This is a genomic window from Rhodococcus rhodochrous, from assembly GCF_900187265.1.
Lineage (GTDB): Bacteria > Actinomycetota > Actinomycetes > Mycobacteriales > Mycobacteriaceae > Rhodococcus > Rhodococcus rhodochrous.
Genome location: NZ_LT906450.1, coordinates 1279899 through 1296087, shown reverse-complemented (window position 1 = coordinate 1296087; position 16189 = coordinate 1279899). Strand labels below are relative to the sequence as shown.

The following is a 16189-nucleotide window of genomic DNA, read 5'->3' as shown; positions in this document are numbered from 1 at the left end:
GTCCCACGCGCGCGCGGGACGGCGACGACCATGCTGAGGAGAACCCTATGGCCTTGCTCGACGAAGCCCTGTGGACGGGAAAGATCCATCTCGACGGCTGGCGCCCCGGCAACGGCGGCACCACGAAGGTCACCAACCCCTCGACCGGGGAACAGATCGCCGAGATCGGTCTGGCCGACCCGGACGACGTCTACGCCGCCGCCCGCGCTGCTGCCACCGCGCAGAAGTCCTGGGCCGCCACCGCACCGTCCGAGCGTGCGGAGATCCTCCGCCGCGCCGGCGAGAAGTTCCGCGAGCACGCCGACGAACTCATCGGCTGGGGTCTCCGGGAGGCCGGGTCCATCCCGGACAAGGCCGCGATGGAGGTGTTCGGTTCCGCCACCGAGTGCTTCGAGGCGTCGGCGCTGCCCACCCACCCGCACGGTGAGTACCTGCCGTCGGACAACGGTCACTGGTCCATCGCGCGCCGCCTGCCCGCCGGCGTCGTCTCGGTGATCGCCCCGTTCAACTTCCCGTTGCTGCTCGCGATGCGCTCGGTCGCCCCGGCGCTCGCTCTCGGCAATGCGGTGCTGCTCAAGCCGGATCCGCGGACCAGCGTCATCGGCGGTGTCGCGGTGGCCCGGATCTTCGAGGAGGCCGGGCTTCCCGCCGGTGTGCTGCAGGTGCTGCCCGGTGGCGGTGACGTCGGCGCCGCGACCGTCGACGCTCCCGAGGTGCGGGTGGTCTCGTTCACCGGATCCACCGCCGCCGGACGCCACGTCGGCAAGGCCGGCGCGGAGCATCTCAAGCGCACCCACCTCGAACTCGGTGGCAACAACGCGATGATCGTGCTCCCCGGCGCCGACGTCGACCTCGCTGCCGGTGTCGGAGCGATGGGATCGTTCTTCCACCAGGGCCAGATCTGCATGACCACCGGCCGGCACCTGGTGCATGAGTCCGTCTACGACGACTACGTGCGCGCCCTCGCCGCGAGGGCAGATGCGCTCGTCGTGGGCGATCCCGCGGGCGGCCCGGTGCACCTGGGTCCGATCATCGACGAGCGTCAGCTGGCGAACATCGACACGATCGTGCAGGACACCGTGGCCGCGGGTGGCACTCTCGCTGCCGGCGGCACGCACGAGGGGTTGTTCTACCGGCCCACCGTCCTGACCGATCTGACCACCGAGATGCCCGCCTGGGGCCAGGAGATCTTCGGTCCCGTCGCACCGGTGCTGAAGTTCTCCGACGCGGACGAGGCCGTCGAACTGGCCAATGCGTCCGAGTACGGCCTGTCGGTGAGCATCGTCGGCGATGTGGGGCAGGCGATGAAGATCGCCGACCGGATCCACTCGGGCAAGATCCACATCAACGAGATGACCGTTGCCGACGAGGCCAACGCTCCCTTCGGTGGGGTCGGGGCATCCGGTACCGGTTCCCGCTTCGGCGGTCCGGCCGCGAACATCGAGGCGTTCACCGAGACCCAGTGGGTCACGGTACGTCCCGACATCGCGCCCTACCCGTTCTGACGCAGATCGCGAATCGGCCGGGCGAGCATGTGCTCGCCCGGCCGTTCTCGTATGCCTGACAAGGCCATTCGGCGAAGGTGAGTCCGCGGGCGGCTCGTTCCTCCACCGCCGCAGCCGTTTCCTCCGCGATGAGGTCGGCGTTCACGGCCGCCCCTGTCATCACGCCGGTCCCGGCAGCGACCACGACCACCGCGGAGAGGTCGGCGGAGTTGCCCGCCGCCCACACGCCGGGCAGCGCGGTCTTCCCCGTCGGGTCGGTCTCGATGAGGGTGCCCACGGGATGGTCGGTGACCGTTCCGCCGAGCTGCTCGTACAGGTCGGCGCGGGCGACGAAACGCGGTGCGACCACCACGGCGTCGACATCGACCTCGGTGCCGTCCTCGAGCACCACGGCACGGACCTCCTCGCCGTCCGCTCGCAGTTCCGCGACGGTGCCGTCGACGATCCGCACGTCGCGTGCCTCGAGCTGGTCGCGGGCCTCGCTCTCCAGGGCGGGCGCCGAGTGGGTGAAGAAGGTGACGTCGTCGCTGAGCTGGCGGAACAACAGGGTCTGGTGCACGCTCATCGGCCCCGAGGAGATCACGCCGATGCGCCGGTCCCGGACCTCCCAGCCGTGGCAGTAGGGGCAATGCAGGACAGACTTGCCCCACAGCTCCCGGACTCCGGGCAGGTCGGGCAGCTCGTCGACCAGTCCCGTCGCGAGGATCAGTCGACGTGCCTGCACGGTGGTGCCACCGGAGAGACCGATCTCGAATCCCGTGTCGCTGCGACGAGCGGATTCTGCTCGTGCGGACAGGATCTCGGCGCCGTATCCGGTGGCCTCCTTCCGTCCGAGAGCCAGGAGTTCGGTCGGCGCGATGCCTTCGTGTCCGATCACGTTGTGCGCGGCCGCGGCAGGGGCGTTGCGCGGTTCGCCGGCGTCGACGACGAGCACCGAGCGGCGCGAGCGTGCCAGCGCGGTTGCGGCACTCAGTCCGGCCGAGCCGCCGCCGATCACGACGACGTCGTAACCGTCCTGTGTGGGTTTCTCCTGGGTGTTCATCGGTTCTCCTCCTTGATTGCCCGTGCGATCCACACGGTTCGGGATCCACGCACCACCAGATCTGCCCGGTGCAGCACCGAATCGGGGCCGTCGCCGACGAGCCGATCGAGCGTGTCGAGATCCTCGTCGGACACGGCGTTGTCGAGGCCGGTGCGCATCCGGCTCAGCACCGCGTGGGCGTATCGGCGTGAGGTGTCGTCGACGTCGGCACCGAGTTCGTCGCGGCGCATCTCGACCATCTCGAATCCGGCGCGACGCAGGTTGTCGCTCCAGTCGGGCCATCTGTTCCACCCTCGGGACGCCGCGGCCTCGTGACATCTCGCTTCGAGTCCCGGCGTACCGATACCGATGTCGTCGGGCAGGAATCGTGGTTGCGACTCCATCTCGGTAACGACCACCGTCCCCCCGGGTGCCATCGCCTCGGCGAGTTGCCGGAGCGTCGCATCCGGATCCTCGATGTGGTGCAGGGACAGGGCCGCCCAGGCGAGGTCGATCGCACCGACGGTCGGCAGTCCTGCATCGAGGTCCGCCTCGACGGTCCGGATCCGATCACCGAACCCGTTGTGCTCGGCGGTCTTCCGGAGTCGATCGAGCATCCCGGCGGACCGGTCGAGGGCGACGAGCTGCGCGTGGGGGAACCGGCGCGCCAGGGCGAGGGTGCCCGTTCCTGTGCCGGCGCCGATGTCGACGACGCTGCGCGGTTCGCGCTCGAGCTGTCCGGCGACCCGGTCGAGCAACGACTCGAAATAGGGCCGGTTCATCGCGGCGTCGAGGTCGAGCACCTCGGCCATCGACTCGTCGTGCGCGTGGCCGTGCGGTGTGTGGTGGGCGTGGTGGTGCATGCCTCCACGTTAGGACGCGTCATCCAGTTTCGGCATACACTCTTGCCTATGGAGCAAGACTCGTCCGATCTGGACCAACTCATCCGCCAGCGCATCCGCAGCCTGCGGCTCGCGCGGGGGTGGACCCTCGACGCTCTCGCAGCCCGGTGCCACATCAGCCCGTCGAACCTGAGCCGCATCGAGACGGGCCGTCGCAGGATCGCACTCGACCAGCTCGTCCCCATCGCGCGGGCACTCGACACCACGATCGACCAGCTCGTCGAATCCGGCGAGGACCAGGACGTGGTGATCAGACCCCAGCCGTGCGACACCCCCGGGTACACGACCTGGCTGTTGTCGCGGGAACGATCACTGGGCGGCGTCACCATCGCCAAGATGCGGATCACGAAGCAGGAGCCGGTGCCGGCCCACACACTCCCGGTGCACCCGGGGCACGAATGGTTCACCGTCCTGACCGGCACCGCCCGGCTCCAACTCGGCGAGCGGACGATCCTCATCCAGGAGGGCAACGCCGCCGAGTTCTCGACCATGACACCACACGCGATCAGCGCACACGACGGACCGGTGGAGATCCTCACGATCCTCGATCTCAACGGGGAGCGTGCGCACCTGCGCAACCCCGGATCGCACTGAAGCAGCCGGGTTCGCCGATCAGGCGTACAGGCGGTCGACGAACGCCCGGAGATTCTCGCGGACGCGTTCGGCCTTCTCCTCCGGCTCGAGATCCTCTCGGTACCGGCTTCCCAGAGCGGGCTTCTTCTTGCCGCGCGCGTACAGCGAACACTGCAGGTCGATGCACATGTACGTCCCGACAGCGTTGCCCGCTCGCCCCGCATCGCCGACCTTGTTGGCCGTCATCAGGGCGATGCCGCCCCGGGTGTGGGTGGTGAGGCAGATCGTGCACATCTGCGTCTTACCGGAGCCCTGCTGCTCGAACCGCATGGCGACACCGACGAGTTCGCCGTCGCGAGGGACGACGATGTAGCCGCGCCCGGGGAACGACGGATCGGTCCAGCCGAGGAAGTCGAGTTCGTCCCACGGCCGGTCGTCGAGATCGCGCGGCACCGGAAGTCGCTTCGCGTCGCCCTTGGAGCAGTTGACGAAGGATGTTCGAATGTCCCGTTCGGTGAGCGGGTCCATGGCCGGGGCCACCTTTCGTTCGCATATGTACCGACCCAAGGACGGTACGCGCCGCGCTCACACCCGACAAACGATTTTCGCGGCCCTCACGCCGACGAACGCGGCGCTCCGATACCCGGATCGATCGTCACCGGGCCGGATGCGGTGGGCGCGACCGGGAAGTCGAAGATCGCCGTCGGAAGGTACACCGTGGCACACGAATTCGGAATGTCCACGACACCCGACAAACGTCCCTCGATGGGTGCAGCCCCGAGCAGGAGATACGCCTGCTCGGGGCTGTAGCCGAATTTCGTCAGATAGTCGATGGCGTGCAGACACGCCCGCTGGTACGCCAATTGCGAATCCAGATACCGCTGTTCGCCGTCGAGCGTCACGGACGTGCCGGAGAATGCGAGCCACTCGGAGTACTGCGGGTCGGTGTTGCCCGGCATGAAGATGGCGTTCTCGCTCACCCCGTAGGTCTCCATACCACCGGGGATCAGGTCGACGCGCAGGTCGATGAACCCGCCCATCTCGATGGCGCCGCAGAAGGTGATCTCGCCATCACCCTGGGAGAAGTGCAGGTCGCCGACCGACAGATTCGCCCCGTCGACGAACACCGGATAGAAGATCCGGCTTCCCTTCGTGAGGTTCTTGATGTCCTGGTTGCCGCCGTTCTCCCGCGGCGGAGCGGTGCGCGCCGCCTCCGCCGCGACCCGGTCGAAATCGGCGCCCGACAGGCTGCCGAGGATGGCTCCGTTCGGTTCGGGCGGCAGCGCCAGCGCCGGTTCGCGGTCGGGATCCGTCGCGATCAGCGCTGCTTCCCGGGTGTTCCACGTCGACAGCAGTTCGTGCGAGGGCGCCGTCCCCATCAGGCCGGGATGCACGATGCCGGTGAACGACACGTGGGGCACGTGGCGGCTCGTCGCCTTCTGCCCGGAGAAGTCCCAGATCGCCTTGTAGGCGTCGGGGAACTGGTCGGTGAGGAATCCCCCGCCGTTCGTCTTCGAGAAGATGCCGGTGTAACCCCAGCCCTGCCCGGCGAGCGGACCCGAGTCCTCCTGCGGGATCGGGCCGAGGTCGAGGATGTCGACGATGAGCAGGTCGCCGGGCTTGGCTCCTTCCACCGCGAACGGTCCCGACAACGCGTGCACGATGTGCAGCGGGGCATTGCGGATGTCGTCGGCGGAATCGTCGTTGTGGATCTCACCGTCGAACCATTCGCGGCAGTGCACGCGGAAGGAATCCCCCGGTTTCAGCGTCGCGACGGGCGGGATGTCCGGGTGCCAGCGGTTGTGGCCGATCTTCTCCTGATCGGTGAACCGGCGGGTCGAATCGAGGGGGAACACGACGTCGGGCACGGGACCTCCTGCAGCGGTGACGGATCAGGGGCTGTGACGATCAGGGACGTGGTAAGGATCGGTGTCGGGGGTCGGTGGTGACCGGCCGTGACGGACGCCTCGGCACACCCGGCAGGGCGCCCGAGACGACGTCGGGTTCGGATGCGGTCCGTGCCGTGGCGTCGTGCAGGCGCATCGCCGCCGAACCGCCGCGGCCGAGACGGGGCGCGGTGAGCGAACGACGAGCCTGCCGAGCACACTGGGGGCACGGGGTCGACGCGGAGACCTCGCTCATCGGGAGGGAGACGTCGAACGGCCCGCAGTCGGCACATCGGAACTCGTACAGCGGCATCGGCATCGCCTTTCGCCCGTCGGTGCACCGACCATAACGGACCGCACGCAAGCCCGCTCCCCTACTCCGAATGTTCCTGCTGTCCGGAGCTGTTCGGTGCCATCTCTATTCGGTGACACGCTCTCGCTTCGTCAGCACCAGCGGTCCACCCTCGGTGATCGCGATCGTGTGCTCGCTGTGCGCCGTGCGCGAGCCGTCGGCGGAACGGATGGTCCAGCCGTCGGGGTCGTAGACGATCTTGTCCGTCCCCGCCGCGAACCACGGCTCGAGGGCGAGCGTCAGGCCGGGACGCAGCACGAGCCCGCGACCCGCACGTCCGGTGTTCGCCACGTGCGGATCCTCGTGCATGGTGCGACCGAGTCCGTGACCACCGAACTCGGTGTTGACGGGATAGCCGTACTCGGCGGCGACAGCGCCGATCGCTGCGGAGATGTCTCCGAGGCGGTTACCGGGGAGCGCGGCGGCGATGGCCGCGTCCAGCGCCACCTCGGTCGCCTCGACGAGGTGCCGGTCCTCGGGACGTTCCGCGCCGACGATGATGCTGCGTGCCGAATCGGCGACCCAGCCGTCGATCGAGACGGCGATGTCCATGCTGAGCAGGTCGCCGTCCCGGAGTACGTAGTCGTGCGGGAGCCCGTGCAGCACTGCGTCGTTGACGGACAGACAGATGACGTTGCGGAACGGTCCGCGCCCGAACGAGGGCGCGTAGTCCCAGTAGCACGAGACCGCGCCGCGTTCCTCGATCATGTCCCGCGCGCGCTGTTCGAGATCGAGCAGGTTCACGCCGGGTCGGGCGCGGCCCGTCAGATCGTCGAGCAGCTCGGCGATGAACGTGCCGGTCACGTCCATTGCCGCGATCTCACCGGGGGTCTTCAGTTCCAACACGGGGCACTCCTCAGGATCACAGAACGGTATTTAAATACCACCCTAACGCGACGATCGGTGTTTTCATACCGACGCGGCTAGACTGCGGGTCATGGTGCGACTCCCCCTGACCCCGGAACAGCTGGCCGCCGGCAAACGCCTGGGTGGTCGGCTGCGCGAAGCCCGAGGCAGCAGGACGCTCACCGAGGTGGCCCGGGCCGCCGACATCTCGCCGGAGACCCTTCGGAAGATCGAGACCGGACGACTGGCGACGCCGGCCTTCGCGACGATCGCCGCTCTCGCACGGGTGCTACCCGTCTCTCTCGACGATCTCGCCGAACTGGCCCTTCCCTGCACCGACCTGCAACGCACCGGATAGCGCCTCCCCACCGGACGTAACAGCAGGAGACATCGGCAGCGATATCCGGAGGCACACCACCGCGACAGCGAAGGGATCCGGATGTCGATGCAGCCTCCGCAGGACGGGTACGGCTACGGCTACGGCGCTCCCCCGCCGCCCTGGCCCACCCCGACCCCGCCGCGACGACCGAAGTGGCCGTGGCTCGTGGGCGGTGCCCTGCTGGTCGCCGTCATCGCCGCAGTTGCCGCGCTGGTCGTCGTCCTGACCCGCTCGTCCGATACGGACCCGGAGAGCACTGTCGCCGCGAGCCCGCCCCCGTCGACCGTGACGGTCACCGTCTCGCCGTCCGCAGTTCCGCGTGCGGAAACGGATCCGCCCGCCCCACGAGCACAGGCGAGTCGGTCCCTCACCCCGAGCGGCTTCCCGACCAACGGCACTCTGAAGGTCGGGGTGGACATCGCCCCGGCGAATACGCGCTACGCCCGACGGGTTCGCTCGGCGGTTACTGGGAGCGGTTGTCGTGCCTGACCGGAGACTTCGAGTGCATCACGGCCAACAGCATCGTGCAGGGCAACAGCTACGTCACCGTGCTTCCGGGCGACGTGGCCCTGCGGATCGAGGATCTCGAACTCACGGCCACCGGCAATCCCGCGCCCGCAGCCGGGCCCGCTCGGCCGTTACCGCCCGTGTCGGCCTCCGAGGACACCGACGCACAGGGCTTCGTCGGCATCCCCGAGGCACGGTGCAACCACACGAATCCCGCTGTGGCCATCGGGCAGACGGCCGACTCGCTCGTCGTGGTGTGCGAGACCGGGGCCGGACGGTACTACTACAAGGGTGTCCGCACGAACGACGGTGCGGCGATCGAGATCGACGACCCCGTACCCTCGGGTGACGGTTTCACCGCCACGAACGCCGGTGTGCAGTACAGCATCTCGTCGAGCGCTCTCGTCATCTCCGAAGGGTCGACGGTGCTCGCCGAGGAGCCGATGCTGCAGTACTGGTCGCGGTGATCGACAGTTCCGGGGATCACCGGGGACGCGAGGCCGCCTGCCCCGCGCCGCTCCGCCACACATCGTGCACCCCGGTCGGCCCGATGCCCCGATCGAGAGCGAGCAGCAGGACGGCACATCCGATTCCCGACAGCACCAGACTCGTGCCGAACAGCGCGGGATAACCGAACACGTCTCCGACCACACCGGCGGTGAATCCCGCGATGCCCTGCACGACGACGATCGCGCACGCGAGCAGGGTGTAGTCGCTGCCGGCGTGGTCCCTGTCCGCGGCGTCCATCATGAGCGTGAACACCGCGACCGTCGCGGCGCCACCGAGGACGTGTTCGGCCAGGCTCGCGGAGACGATGAGCCCGAACCCGCCGTAGCCGAGCGACGCGACGACGTACAGCGCGAGGCTCGCGGTCTGGGTGACACCACCGATCAGCAGGGCCTGCCGACGACCGCGACGGAAGCACAGCCACCCACCGAGGGCGGCACCGCCGAGAGCGCCTGCCGAGGACAGCACACCCTTGACCAGCGCGATCTGCCCGAGGGTGAGTCCCGAGTCGGACATGAACGGGCCGACCATCGCCGAGCCCATCGAGTCACCGAACTTGAAGCCGCCGATGAGCAGGATGAACGCGAGCATCCCGGGGCGGCGCAGACGCGCCCACCACGCGACCGTCATGCGGGTCGCGCTTCGCGGTTCCCGATCCGGCGTGGCCCGTCGCTCCGTGCGCGGCAGTCGCCATACCGGGATCGTCGTCAGTACCAGCAGGAATGCCATCGCGAGGAACAGGCTGCGCCAACCGGCGAGGGAGAACACCCACAGCAGTGCTCCCCCGCCGACGATCATGCCGATGCGATACGCGCCGACCTGGATGCCGTTCCCCAGCCCGCGCTGTTTCGGTCCGAGCAGTTGCACGGCCAGACCGTCGGTGGCGACGTCCTGCGTGGCCGACAGGGCGTTGACCACCGCGATGCCGACGAGCAGCCACCGCAGCGTCGACGACAGGTCGAGGCACGCCAGAATCAGCGACACCGCCGACGCCGCGAGCTGGAGCGAGAGCAGCCACTGACGCCGGGTTCCGTAGTGGTCGACGTACGGCGCCCAGAGGAACTTGAGCGCCCACGGCGCGAAGAGCACACCCGTCGCGCTGATCGCGATCAGCGAGAAACCGGACTCACGGAGCACCACCGGAAGCGCCTGGGTGAAGAACCCGTACGGCAGGCCCTGCGCGAAGTACAGGGCTGCCAGCAGTGCGAGCGTGCCGGTCGGGATACCGAGCCGGGCCGGTGCAGTCATGCGGACATGGTGGCAGAGCGGTTGCGGACAGCCCCGACGAGCATCTGTGAAACGCGGTGTCGGTCCCCGGCGATACAGTCGGCGAAACAGACGAAAGCGGCAGCCGCTTCTCCTGAGAGGACGTGATGAGGGAGTTCCTGGCGTTCTTCGCCATCCTGCTCGTGATCGGTTTCGTCATCTCCTATTGGGAGGTCTTTCTCGGCATCCTGGTGATCGCGGTCGTCGGAGCGGTCGCCTGGTTCGTTCTGAAGTATCTGCTCGAGCAGCATCGCGAGGCGCGCGCCCGGAACGCCGCTCGCGCGCACGAGCTGACGCAGAACGCCGCAGCCCAGCATCACAGCTACCTGCAGGGATTCGACCACGGCATCTACGGCAACTATCCGCCTGTGGATCTCGACAAGCTCTGATCACACCGTCGCTCCCCGATCGCACAGTCGCCCGAGGCGCAGCTCACGTGGCAGCCGATGGGAGGATGGTGCCCGTGCCGATGCCCTCACCGTTGCCCGTCAGGAACGGGGTCGGGCCCACGCGACTGCGTGTTCCGACCTCCGGTCCGTGGTCGACGGTCGCCGAGTACGTCGTCGCACGCTTCGACCATCTCGACGCCGACGAGCTCTACCGCCGCTTCGACGACGGAGAGATCGTGGGCATCGACGGAGAACCGATCGGTCGCAGCACCGAACTCGGAGAGCACCGGTTCGTCTGGTACTACCGCGATCTGCCCGTCGAGGAACCGGTGCCGTTCCACGAGGACATCCTGTATGCCGACGACGACCTCGTCGTGGTCGACAAGCCGCACTTCCTGCCGACCACTCCGGGCGGGCGCTACCTGCGCGAGTCGGCGCTGGTCCGGTTGCGGACCCGCCTCGACAACCCTGATCTGACACCGATCCACCGGCTCGACCGGGCGACCGCCGGACTGGTGATGTTCTCGGCCCGGCCCGAGACCCGTGGCGCCTACCAGTCGCTGTTCGAGAAGCGCCGGGTCACCAAGGTGTACGAGGCGGTGTCCACACTGCCGGTGGAGTGGGATCCGGCAACGCCGGAGATCGCGGGACGCCCGCTCCCCGTGCTGTACCGCAATCACATCGAGGCGCGGCGCGGTGAGTTGCGCGTCGTCGTCGACGACACCCGCGAACCCAACTCGGAGACGCTGATCGAGGTGCTCGGATCCGGGGTGAGCAGGTCGGGGCGAGCCGTCCTGCACACCCTGCTGCGCCCGCACACAGGTCGGATGCATCAGCTGCGAGTGCACCTGGCGGCGCTCGGTATCGGGATCCTCGGCGACCATTGGTATCCCGTCCTGCTGCCCGAGACACCGGACGACCATTCGCTCCCCCTCCAATTGCTCGCGCGGGAACTCGAATTCGTCGACCCCTTATCGGGCGCCGAGCGCCGCTTCGCCACCCGGCGCACCCTGGCCGAGGCACCGACCACGCAGGACTGAGTGCCTCCGAGCGGATCCTGGTCGATCCTTCGAAAACTCCGACGCCTGCGGCTTCACGAAATACCCTGGTAGGCATGACCATGGTCGTCGACGGTTACCTCCGGTCGCCACTGTCGGGAATCGCACCGTGGATCCTCATGTCCGTCCTGTCGGCCCCGGGACGGTTCGAGGAAGCAGTGTGTTTCGCTCTCGGCCTCGTCCTGCTGACGATGTGGGTGGGTGCGCGACGCGGCATCAAGATACACGCCCTCGACACGTTCGGCGCGGCGTTCTTCGCCGTGCTGGCCGCGGTGGGCCTCATCGCCTCGGACGGTGTCATCGACTGGATGGAGATCTGGGCCGGTGAACTCACCAACATCGCGCTCGCGGTGTTCGTCTTCGCCACCCTGATCGCACGCAGGCCGTTCACACTCCCCTACGCGAAAGAGGACACGCCCCAGGAATACTGGACGTCTCCCCTGTTCATGAAGATCAACTACGTGATCTCCGCGGTCTGGGCCGGTGCGTTCACCTTCTCCGCCATCGTCGGATTCATCGGCGACGCCGTTATGCGCGACCCTGGCAACTTCTGGACCGGCTGGGTGCTCCAACTCGCGGCGATCTTCTTCGCGGTCTCCTTCACCGAGTTCTACCCGGACTACGCCGGAGCGAAGTTCGCGGCGTCGCAGGGCGAGACCGAAGCCGCCCCGTCGCTCCTGAAGCTGATCGACTGGTTGCCGACCTTCGTGCTGGTCGCGGGCATCTTCGGGTGGGTCACCGACTCGATACCGGACGCGGTCGGGATCGGCATGATCGTCGTCGGCATCATCGGAAGCGCCGTGATCGGCAGACTCTCGTCGAAGACCGAGAAGGCCTCGAAGACGTAGCGGACTCGGGAACAGCAATTCGGCCGATCGGCGGACGGGGCCGTTCGAGCCGATGAGAATGGGGCGAACCCGACCGGCACCCGAAGGAGACCCTGTGGCCCGTCTCGCCCGCGTCATCGGAGCTTGCGCATTCGCTGTTGCGACCTCTGCCCTTGCAACGCCCGGGGTTGCGGCCGCGGAGGTGACCGTCCCGTTCCAGATCAACCCGGCTTCCTACGGCAATCCCAGTGGAAGCTTCGATGTGCCGCCCAGCCGGTGCGCCGTCCGGATCGGCGAGACCGAAGGGAGCGTGACCGTCACGGGCAGCAAGCCGGAAGGTTGGGGATGCCTGATCTACGCCCAGGTCGACTGGCTGAACCTGACGACCGGCGCATCCGGTACTGCGCGGATGTCGGACGGATTGAACGGTTTCCCACCGGAAGCCACCCTGGCGACGGGGAGCGGACAGGTCGCGCTCGTACTCCATCCCCTTCCCGGTCCGCCGATGACGCCGGGCTTCGCTACCTTCACCGTGCCCTGACGCCCAGGAGCGTGTGGATCGAGTCCGATCCGATCCGGATCGGCGATACGCATCACCGGTCTCGATGCCGGTGGCGGTGTGTACCGTCGGGCCGGTGGCAGTGAACAGGACCCGAGTGCCTCGCGTCGTGATGATGTGCGGTCCGGCCGGTGCAGGCAAGACCACCTACGCCAAGCGCCTGGAGCGCGCGGGCTGGACGCGTCTGTCGTACGAGGTGGAGTTCTGGGATCGCGGGATCACGACCATGCCCTCCGCCGAGGTGGTTGCCGAAGTATCGGCAGACCTGAAAGCGCGCTTGCTTCGCTATGTCACGGCGGGGAACGATGTCGTGCTCGACTTCGGATTCTGGTTCCGGCGACAACGTGACGAGTTCCGCGCACTTCTCGCGCCGCAGGGCATCGTGCCGGAGACCGTTTACATCGCAACGGATCTCGAGACCATCCTGAGCCGGGTCGGCAACCGGCACGGGAGGTGGGCGGACGACTGGCCGCTGACCGAGCAGACGGCGACGGAGTACTTCGAGCGGTTCGAGCCGCCGACGCCCGAGGAGGGACCGCTCGACGTGGTCCGCTAGGCCGCGAGCTGCGCGGAAGGACGCTCTGCCGGTTCCTCACCCACCGCACGTCGCATACCGACCACGTAGAGCAGCACTCCCACGACGATCCACGTGACGAGGGTCAGGAGTGCCGCGAGTCCGCCTGCGCCGTCGAAGTATGCGGCCGAGCGCACGAGGGTTCCGGCAGCACCCGGGGGAAGGATCTGACCGAAGGTGCCGAGTCCGGACGGCAACCATGCCGACGTCGTCGCGATACCGGCCAGCGGATTGCCGAGGAACATCATGGCCATCGCACCGATGGTGAACCCCTTGGCACCGAAGGCCTTCTGGAGTCCGGCCAGCGGAAGTGCAAGGGCGGCGATACCGAGGGCCATGGATCCCGCGACCGGCCCGAAGGTCGATTCGATGCTTCCGAAGGCGAAGGTGAGGATGGACGCGACGACGATGCCACCGACTGCGGCGAAGACGAGCAGGCCGGTCAGGTACCAGCCGTCGCTGCGCGGCAGGATCTTCCGGAATGCGACGACCGGGACGATGCCACCGAAGACGAGCGGGAAGGCGAGGCCACCGATACCGACACCGGTGGGGTCGGATTCCGGCAGCGGGACGACGTCCTCGACGGTCACGTCGGTCCCGATCGCTCCGCCGACCGCCTGCGCGGTGCCGGCGAGCGAACCGGAGATGGCGGTCGAGCCCGCGCCGGCGACCAGCGTGCGGACGCCCGACTCGGCGACGACGAACCCTCCGATGACGTCGCGGTCGTGGATGGCGTCGCGCAGTTCCTGTTCGGAGGCGAACCGCTGCGAGGTGTAGGCGTCGGGGGCGGCCGTCGCGAGCGACGTCTCGAATCGATCTGCTGCCGCGGAGGTTCCGACGATGCCGACCTGCAGGTCGTGTGGTCCGCTCTTCAGCGACGGCATGATGAAGACCAGCAGCATGAGTACCAGGATCACCCCGAGCCCGCATGTCATCCCCAGTAGCGCCAGCGCGGGGTGAGGCTTGCGCGCGGTGGAGTCACCCGCGTCGGGAACTGTCGTCGTAGCGGCGTCTGCCATCGCGTCTTCCTTATCCGACCATCGTTAAGTGGATGATTTTCCTCCACTTCTATCGGAGAATATTCCTCCGGTTAGGATGGACATGTCAAGCGAAGTTCCTCACAGCCCGGTCCGGAAGGAAGGGAACCGATGCGCGCCGATGCCGCGAAGCGTCGTCAGCTGATCGTCCAGGAGGCGCGTCGACTGTTCGCAGCCCACGGCAGCGACGTCGCACTCGAAGCGGTCGCGGAGGCCGCCGGAGTCGGCATCGCCACCCTCTACCGGAACTTCGAGTCCCGGGCCGCGCTGGCCGACGAGGTCGCGCTCGCGATCCTCGGCGACATGCGTGCAGCGGGCACCGAAGCCCTGGAGCGGGTCGGCTCATCCCCCGAGGACGCCTGGGTGGGCTACGTACAGCGGCTGGTCGAACTCGACCTGGGCGCCCTCTCCGCGACCCTCGCCGAGTTCGTGACGGACGAGATCTCCGGATCGGTGCGCGACGCCCAGGCGCAGACGCTCACCGGGGTCGAGGAGCTGCTCGACGCGGTGCGGGCCGCCGGCATCGTGCGTACCGACCTCCACGCACTGGAACTGGTCCTGGCCATCGGACTGATCACCCGCCCCCTACCCGAGGCGATCCGCGCGGCGACCCCGGATCTCGTTCCGCGATTGGTGTCGATCGTCCTGGCGGGCATGCGACCGTCGTGAGCCGCGCGCACACCGGCGTCCCTTCGTATCCGCGGGCGTAGGATCACAATCAGCCGGTGTCGGCGGCGCTCGATCGCGGGAGCGGACATGGGCAGGTCGACGGTCCTGGACCACGCGCGGGCAGCGTTCCGCGCGCGCGAGTGGCCACGTGCCCTGGACGGATTCCGCAGGGCCGACACACTCGCCGCCCTGGCCGCGGACGACCTCGATCTGTTCGCGCGAGCCGCATACCTCACGGGACACGACGACGACAGCGTCGCGCTGTACGAGCGCGCCTTCGCCGCACATCTCGAAGCCGGAGAATCCGAGAGCGCGGGCCGCAGTGCCTTCTGGCTGTGCTTCCTTCTGATGGGACGCGGTGAGGTGGCACGGGCCGGAGGTTGGCTGGAACGAGCACGACAGTCGGGTGTCGCCGAGCGACCGGACTGCGCGACCAGCGGCTTTCTGATGATCCCCGGAGCGGTTCAGGAGATGTACGCGAACCGTCCGAACGAGGCCCTGCCGATCTTCACCGCTGCCCAGCACATCGGACGAGCATGCCACGACGCCGACCTCCTCGCCCTCGGCTCACTGGGCATCGGACAATGCCGAGTCCTGCTGGGCGACGTCGAGGGCGGGCTGCGGACACTCGACGAGGTACTCGTCTCCGTCGGCTTGGGCGAGGTCTCACCCGTCGTCTCCGGCCTGGTGTACTGCGCGGTCATCGAGACCTGTTACGGCACATATCATCTGCAACGGGCGAAGGAGTGGACACAGGCACTCGGCCGTTGGTGCGACGATCAGACCGGCCTCGTGCCGTTCCGGGGACAGTGCCTCGTCCACCGCGCCCAGATGCTGCAACTCGAGGGCGACTGGTCCCAGGCGATGGACCTCGCCCGCCTCGCCCTGCAGCGACTGTCGGATCCGCCCGGTCAACCCGCGATGGGAATGGCCCTGTACGAACAGGGTGAACTGCACCGTCTGCGCGGCTCGTTCGCCGAGGCGGACGCCGCCTACCGAGCTGCGGGCAGGTACGGGCAGGAAGTGCAGCCGGGTCTGGCTCTGCTGCGTCTGCGACAGGGTGACACCGCCGCAGCGGTCGCCGGGATCCTCCGGGGTCTCGGCGAAGCCTCGAATCTCGACCGCCCACACGGAGATCGTGCTCGCCACCGGGGATGTCGCCGCCGCACGGCGCAGCGCCGACGAACTCGAGGCACTGACCCGGACACAGGATGCTCCGGCACTGACAGCGATGGCCGACCACGCACAGGGTGCGGTCCTGCTCGCCGAAGGCGATCCCTGCGGCGCCCTCGCACGGTTGCGACGATCCGGCAGGCACTGGCGTGACCTCGG

20 protein-coding genes are annotated in these 16189 nt (G+C 68.1%); 12 read left to right on the top strand and 8 right to left on the bottom strand.

The features are described from left to right. The first annotated feature begins 47 nt into the window (after positions 1 to 47). Positions 48 to 1505 (top strand): benzaldehyde dehydrogenase, encoded by a 1458-nt coding sequence (locus tag CKW34_RS06010; RefSeq protein ID WP_059381549.1) that lies wholly within the window; start codon positions 48 to 50, stop codon positions 1503 to 1505. On the opposite strand, the gene CKW34_RS06005 is transcribed toward CKW34_RS06010, so the two are convergent. Together CKW34_RS06005 and CKW34_RS06000 are read right to left on the bottom strand one after the other, a co-directional pair. Next, positions 1468 to 2547, bottom strand: a complete 1080-nt coding sequence (locus tag CKW34_RS06005; RefSeq protein WP_231921805.1) for an NAD(P)/FAD-dependent oxidoreductase — start codon at positions 2545 to 2547, stop codon at positions 1468 to 1470. The genes CKW34_RS06010 and CKW34_RS06005 overlap by 38 nt on opposite strands. After that, positions 2544 to 3389 (bottom strand): class I SAM-dependent methyltransferase, encoded by an 846-nt coding sequence (locus CKW34_RS06000; RefSeq protein ID WP_059381550.1) that lies wholly within the window; start codon positions 3387 to 3389, stop codon positions 2544 to 2546. Before CKW34_RS06000 ends, CKW34_RS06005 begins: the two co-directional genes overlap by 4 nt. A 48-nt stretch (positions 3390 to 3437) precedes the next feature. On the opposite strand from CKW34_RS06000, the gene CKW34_RS05995 reads away from it, so the two are divergent. Then, the gene (locus CKW34_RS05995) at positions 3438 to 4022 is read left to right on the top strand and encodes a helix-turn-helix domain-containing protein (RefSeq protein ID WP_059381551.1); all 585 of its coding nucleotides are present in this window, start codon (positions 3438 to 3440) and stop codon (positions 4020 to 4022) included. A gap of 18 nt (positions 4023 to 4040) precedes the next feature. On the opposite strand, the gene CKW34_RS05990 is transcribed toward CKW34_RS05995, so the two are convergent. The 4 genes from CKW34_RS05990 to map form a co-directional block, all read right to left on the bottom strand. Further along, positions 4041 to 4529, bottom strand: coding sequence for an FBP domain-containing protein (locus CKW34_RS05990; RefSeq protein ID WP_016693916.1), 489 nt, complete (start codon positions 4527 to 4529; stop codon positions 4041 to 4043). Positions 4530 to 4615: 86 nt separating this feature from the next. Further along, complete coding sequence (fmdA, locus tag CKW34_RS05985; protein WP_059381552.1) at positions 4616 to 5869, bottom strand: formamidase; 1254 nt, start codon at positions 5867 to 5869, stop codon at positions 4616 to 4618. A 40-nt stretch (positions 5870 to 5909) separates the two neighbouring features. Then, on the bottom strand, positions 5910 to 6200 hold the full coding sequence (locus tag CKW34_RS05980) for an FmdB family zinc ribbon protein (protein ID WP_039586433.1): 291 nt from the start codon (positions 6198 to 6200) through the stop codon (positions 5910 to 5912). 105 nt (positions 6201 to 6305) lie between these two features. Then, entirely contained in the window at positions 6306 to 7085 is a 780-nt protein-coding gene (map, locus tag CKW34_RS05975; protein WP_006550663.1) for a type I methionyl aminopeptidase, read from the bottom strand. 91 nt (positions 7086 to 7176) lie between these two features. Here map and CKW34_RS05970 point away from each other — a divergent pair, with 91 nt between their 5' ends. The 3 genes from CKW34_RS05970 (at position 7177) to CKW34_RS05965 (ending at position 8438) form a co-directional block, all read left to right on the top strand. After that, entirely contained in the window at positions 7177 to 7443 is a 267-nt protein-coding gene (locus tag CKW34_RS05970) for a helix-turn-helix domain-containing protein (RefSeq protein WP_016693921.1), read from the top strand. Positions 7444 to 7524: 81 nt separating this feature from the next. After that, positions 7525 to 7953, top strand: a complete 429-nt coding sequence (locus CKW34_RS24255) for a hypothetical protein (protein WP_085468892.1) — start codon at positions 7525 to 7527, stop codon at positions 7951 to 7953. Further along, positions 7941 to 8438 carry a hypothetical protein gene (locus tag CKW34_RS05965; protein WP_059381554.1) on the top strand — a complete coding sequence of 166 codons (498 nt, stop codon included), beginning with the start codon at positions 7941 to 7943 and terminating at the stop codon, positions 8436 to 8438. Before CKW34_RS24255 ends, CKW34_RS05965 begins: the two co-directional genes overlap by 13 nt. Before the next feature lie 16 nt (positions 8439 to 8454). Here CKW34_RS05965 and CKW34_RS05960 read toward each other — a convergent pair whose 3' ends face one another. Then, on the bottom strand, positions 8455 to 9726 hold the full coding sequence (locus tag CKW34_RS05960) for an MFS transporter (RefSeq protein ID WP_059381555.1): 1272 nt from the start codon (positions 9724 to 9726) through the stop codon (positions 8455 to 8457). A 125-nt stretch (positions 9727 to 9851) separates the two neighbouring features. On the opposite strand from CKW34_RS05960, the gene CKW34_RS05955 reads away from it, so the two are divergent. The 5 genes from CKW34_RS05955 to CKW34_RS05935 all read left to right on the top strand — a co-directional run bounded on the left by CKW34_RS05955 (position 9852) and on the right by CKW34_RS05935 (position 13133). After that, on the top strand, positions 9852 to 10133 hold the full coding sequence (locus CKW34_RS05955; RefSeq protein WP_059381556.1) for a hypothetical protein: 282 nt from the start codon (positions 9852 to 9854) through the stop codon (positions 10131 to 10133). Positions 10134 to 10198: 65 nt separating this feature from the next. After that, complete coding sequence (locus CKW34_RS05950; protein WP_059381557.1) at positions 10199 to 11173, top strand: pseudouridine synthase; 975 nt, start codon at positions 10199 to 10201, stop codon at positions 11171 to 11173. Between the two features lie 74 nt (positions 11174 to 11247). After that, the gene (locus CKW34_RS05945) at positions 11248 to 12039 is read left to right on the top strand and encodes an MFS transporter (protein ID WP_059381558.1); all 792 of its coding nucleotides are present in this window, start codon (positions 11248 to 11250) and stop codon (positions 12037 to 12039) included. A gap of 94 nt (positions 12040 to 12133) precedes the next feature. Further along, complete coding sequence (locus tag CKW34_RS05940; protein ID WP_080968177.1) at positions 12134 to 12559, top strand: hypothetical protein; 426 nt, start codon at positions 12134 to 12136, stop codon at positions 12557 to 12559. Positions 12560 to 12653: 94 nt separating this feature from the next. Next, a complete protein-coding gene (locus CKW34_RS05935) occupies positions 12654 to 13133 on the top strand; it encodes a P-loop nucleotide/nucleoside kinase family protein (RefSeq protein ID WP_231921804.1) in 480 nt (159 codons plus the stop codon). Here the strand turns inward: CKW34_RS05935 and CKW34_RS05930 are convergent. Continuing rightward, the gene (locus CKW34_RS05930; RefSeq protein WP_059381559.1) at positions 13130 to 14170 is read right to left on the bottom strand and encodes a hypothetical protein; all 1041 of its coding nucleotides are present in this window, start codon (positions 14168 to 14170) and stop codon (positions 13130 to 13132) included. The two genes, CKW34_RS05935 and CKW34_RS05930, sit on opposite strands and share 4 nt — an antisense overlap. 129 nt (positions 14171 to 14299) lie before the next feature. On the opposite strand from CKW34_RS05930, the gene CKW34_RS05925 reads away from it, so the two are divergent. Further along, on the top strand, positions 14300 to 14857 hold the full coding sequence (locus CKW34_RS05925; RefSeq protein WP_039586379.1) for a TetR/AcrR family transcriptional regulator: 558 nt from the start codon (positions 14300 to 14302) through the stop codon (positions 14855 to 14857). Between the two features lie 87 nt (positions 14858 to 14944). After that, positions 14945 to 16183 carry a hypothetical protein gene (locus CKW34_RS05920; protein ID WP_231921803.1) on the top strand — a complete coding sequence of 413 codons (1239 nt, stop codon included), beginning with the start codon at positions 14945 to 14947 and terminating at the stop codon, positions 16181 to 16183. Positions 16184 to 16189: the final 6 nt, after the last annotated feature.

Bases quoted from the DNA above. Each gene is read 5' to 3' on its own strand.
- CKW34_RS06010 (WP_059381549.1), top strand. From the start codon at position 48: ATGGCCTTGCTCGACGAAGCCCTGTGGACGGGAAAGATCCATCTCGAC.
- CKW34_RS06005 (WP_231921805.1), bottom strand. From the start codon at position 2,547: ATGAACACCCAGGAGAAACCCACACAGGACGGTTACGACGTCGTCGTG.
- CKW34_RS06000 (WP_059381550.1), bottom strand. From the start codon at position 3,389: ATGCACCACCACGCCCACCACACACCGCACGGCCACGCGCACGACGAG.
- CKW34_RS05995 (WP_059381551.1), top strand. From the start codon at position 3,438: ATGGAGCAAGACTCGTCCGATCTGGACCAACTCATCCGCCAGCGCATC.
- CKW34_RS05990 (WP_016693916.1), bottom strand. From the start codon at position 4,529: ATGGACCCGCTCACCGAACGGGACATTCGAACATCCTTCGTCAACTGC.
- CKW34_RS05980 (WP_039586433.1), bottom strand. From the start codon at position 6,200: ATGCCGCTGTACGAGTTCCGATGTGCCGACTGCGGGCCGTTCGACGTC.
- CKW34_RS05970 (WP_016693921.1), top strand. From the start codon at position 7,177: ATGGTGCGACTCCCCCTGACCCCGGAACAGCTGGCCGCCGGCAAACGC.
- CKW34_RS24255 (WP_085468892.1), top strand. From the start codon at position 7,525: ATGTCGATGCAGCCTCCGCAGGACGGGTACGGCTACGGCTACGGCGCT.
- CKW34_RS05960 (WP_059381555.1), bottom strand. From the start codon at position 9,726: ATGACTGCACCGGCCCGGCTCGGTATCCCGACCGGCACGCTCGCACTG.
- CKW34_RS05955 (WP_059381556.1), top strand. From the start codon at position 9,852: ATGAGGGAGTTCCTGGCGTTCTTCGCCATCCTGCTCGTGATCGGTTTC.
- CKW34_RS05950 (WP_059381557.1), top strand. From the start codon at position 10,199: ATGGTGCCCGTGCCGATGCCCTCACCGTTGCCCGTCAGGAACGGGGTC.
- CKW34_RS05945 (WP_059381558.1), top strand. From the start codon at position 11,248: ATGACCATGGTCGTCGACGGTTACCTCCGGTCGCCACTGTCGGGAATC.
- CKW34_RS05930 (WP_059381559.1), bottom strand. From the start codon at position 14,170: ATGGCAGACGCCGCTACGACGACAGTTCCCGACGCGGGTGACTCCACC.
- CKW34_RS05925 (WP_039586379.1), top strand. From the start codon at position 14,300: ATGCGCGCCGATGCCGCGAAGCGTCGTCAGCTGATCGTCCAGGAGGCG.
- CKW34_RS05920 (WP_231921803.1), top strand. From the start codon at position 14,945: ATGGGCAGGTCGACGGTCCTGGACCACGCGCGGGCAGCGTTCCGCGCG.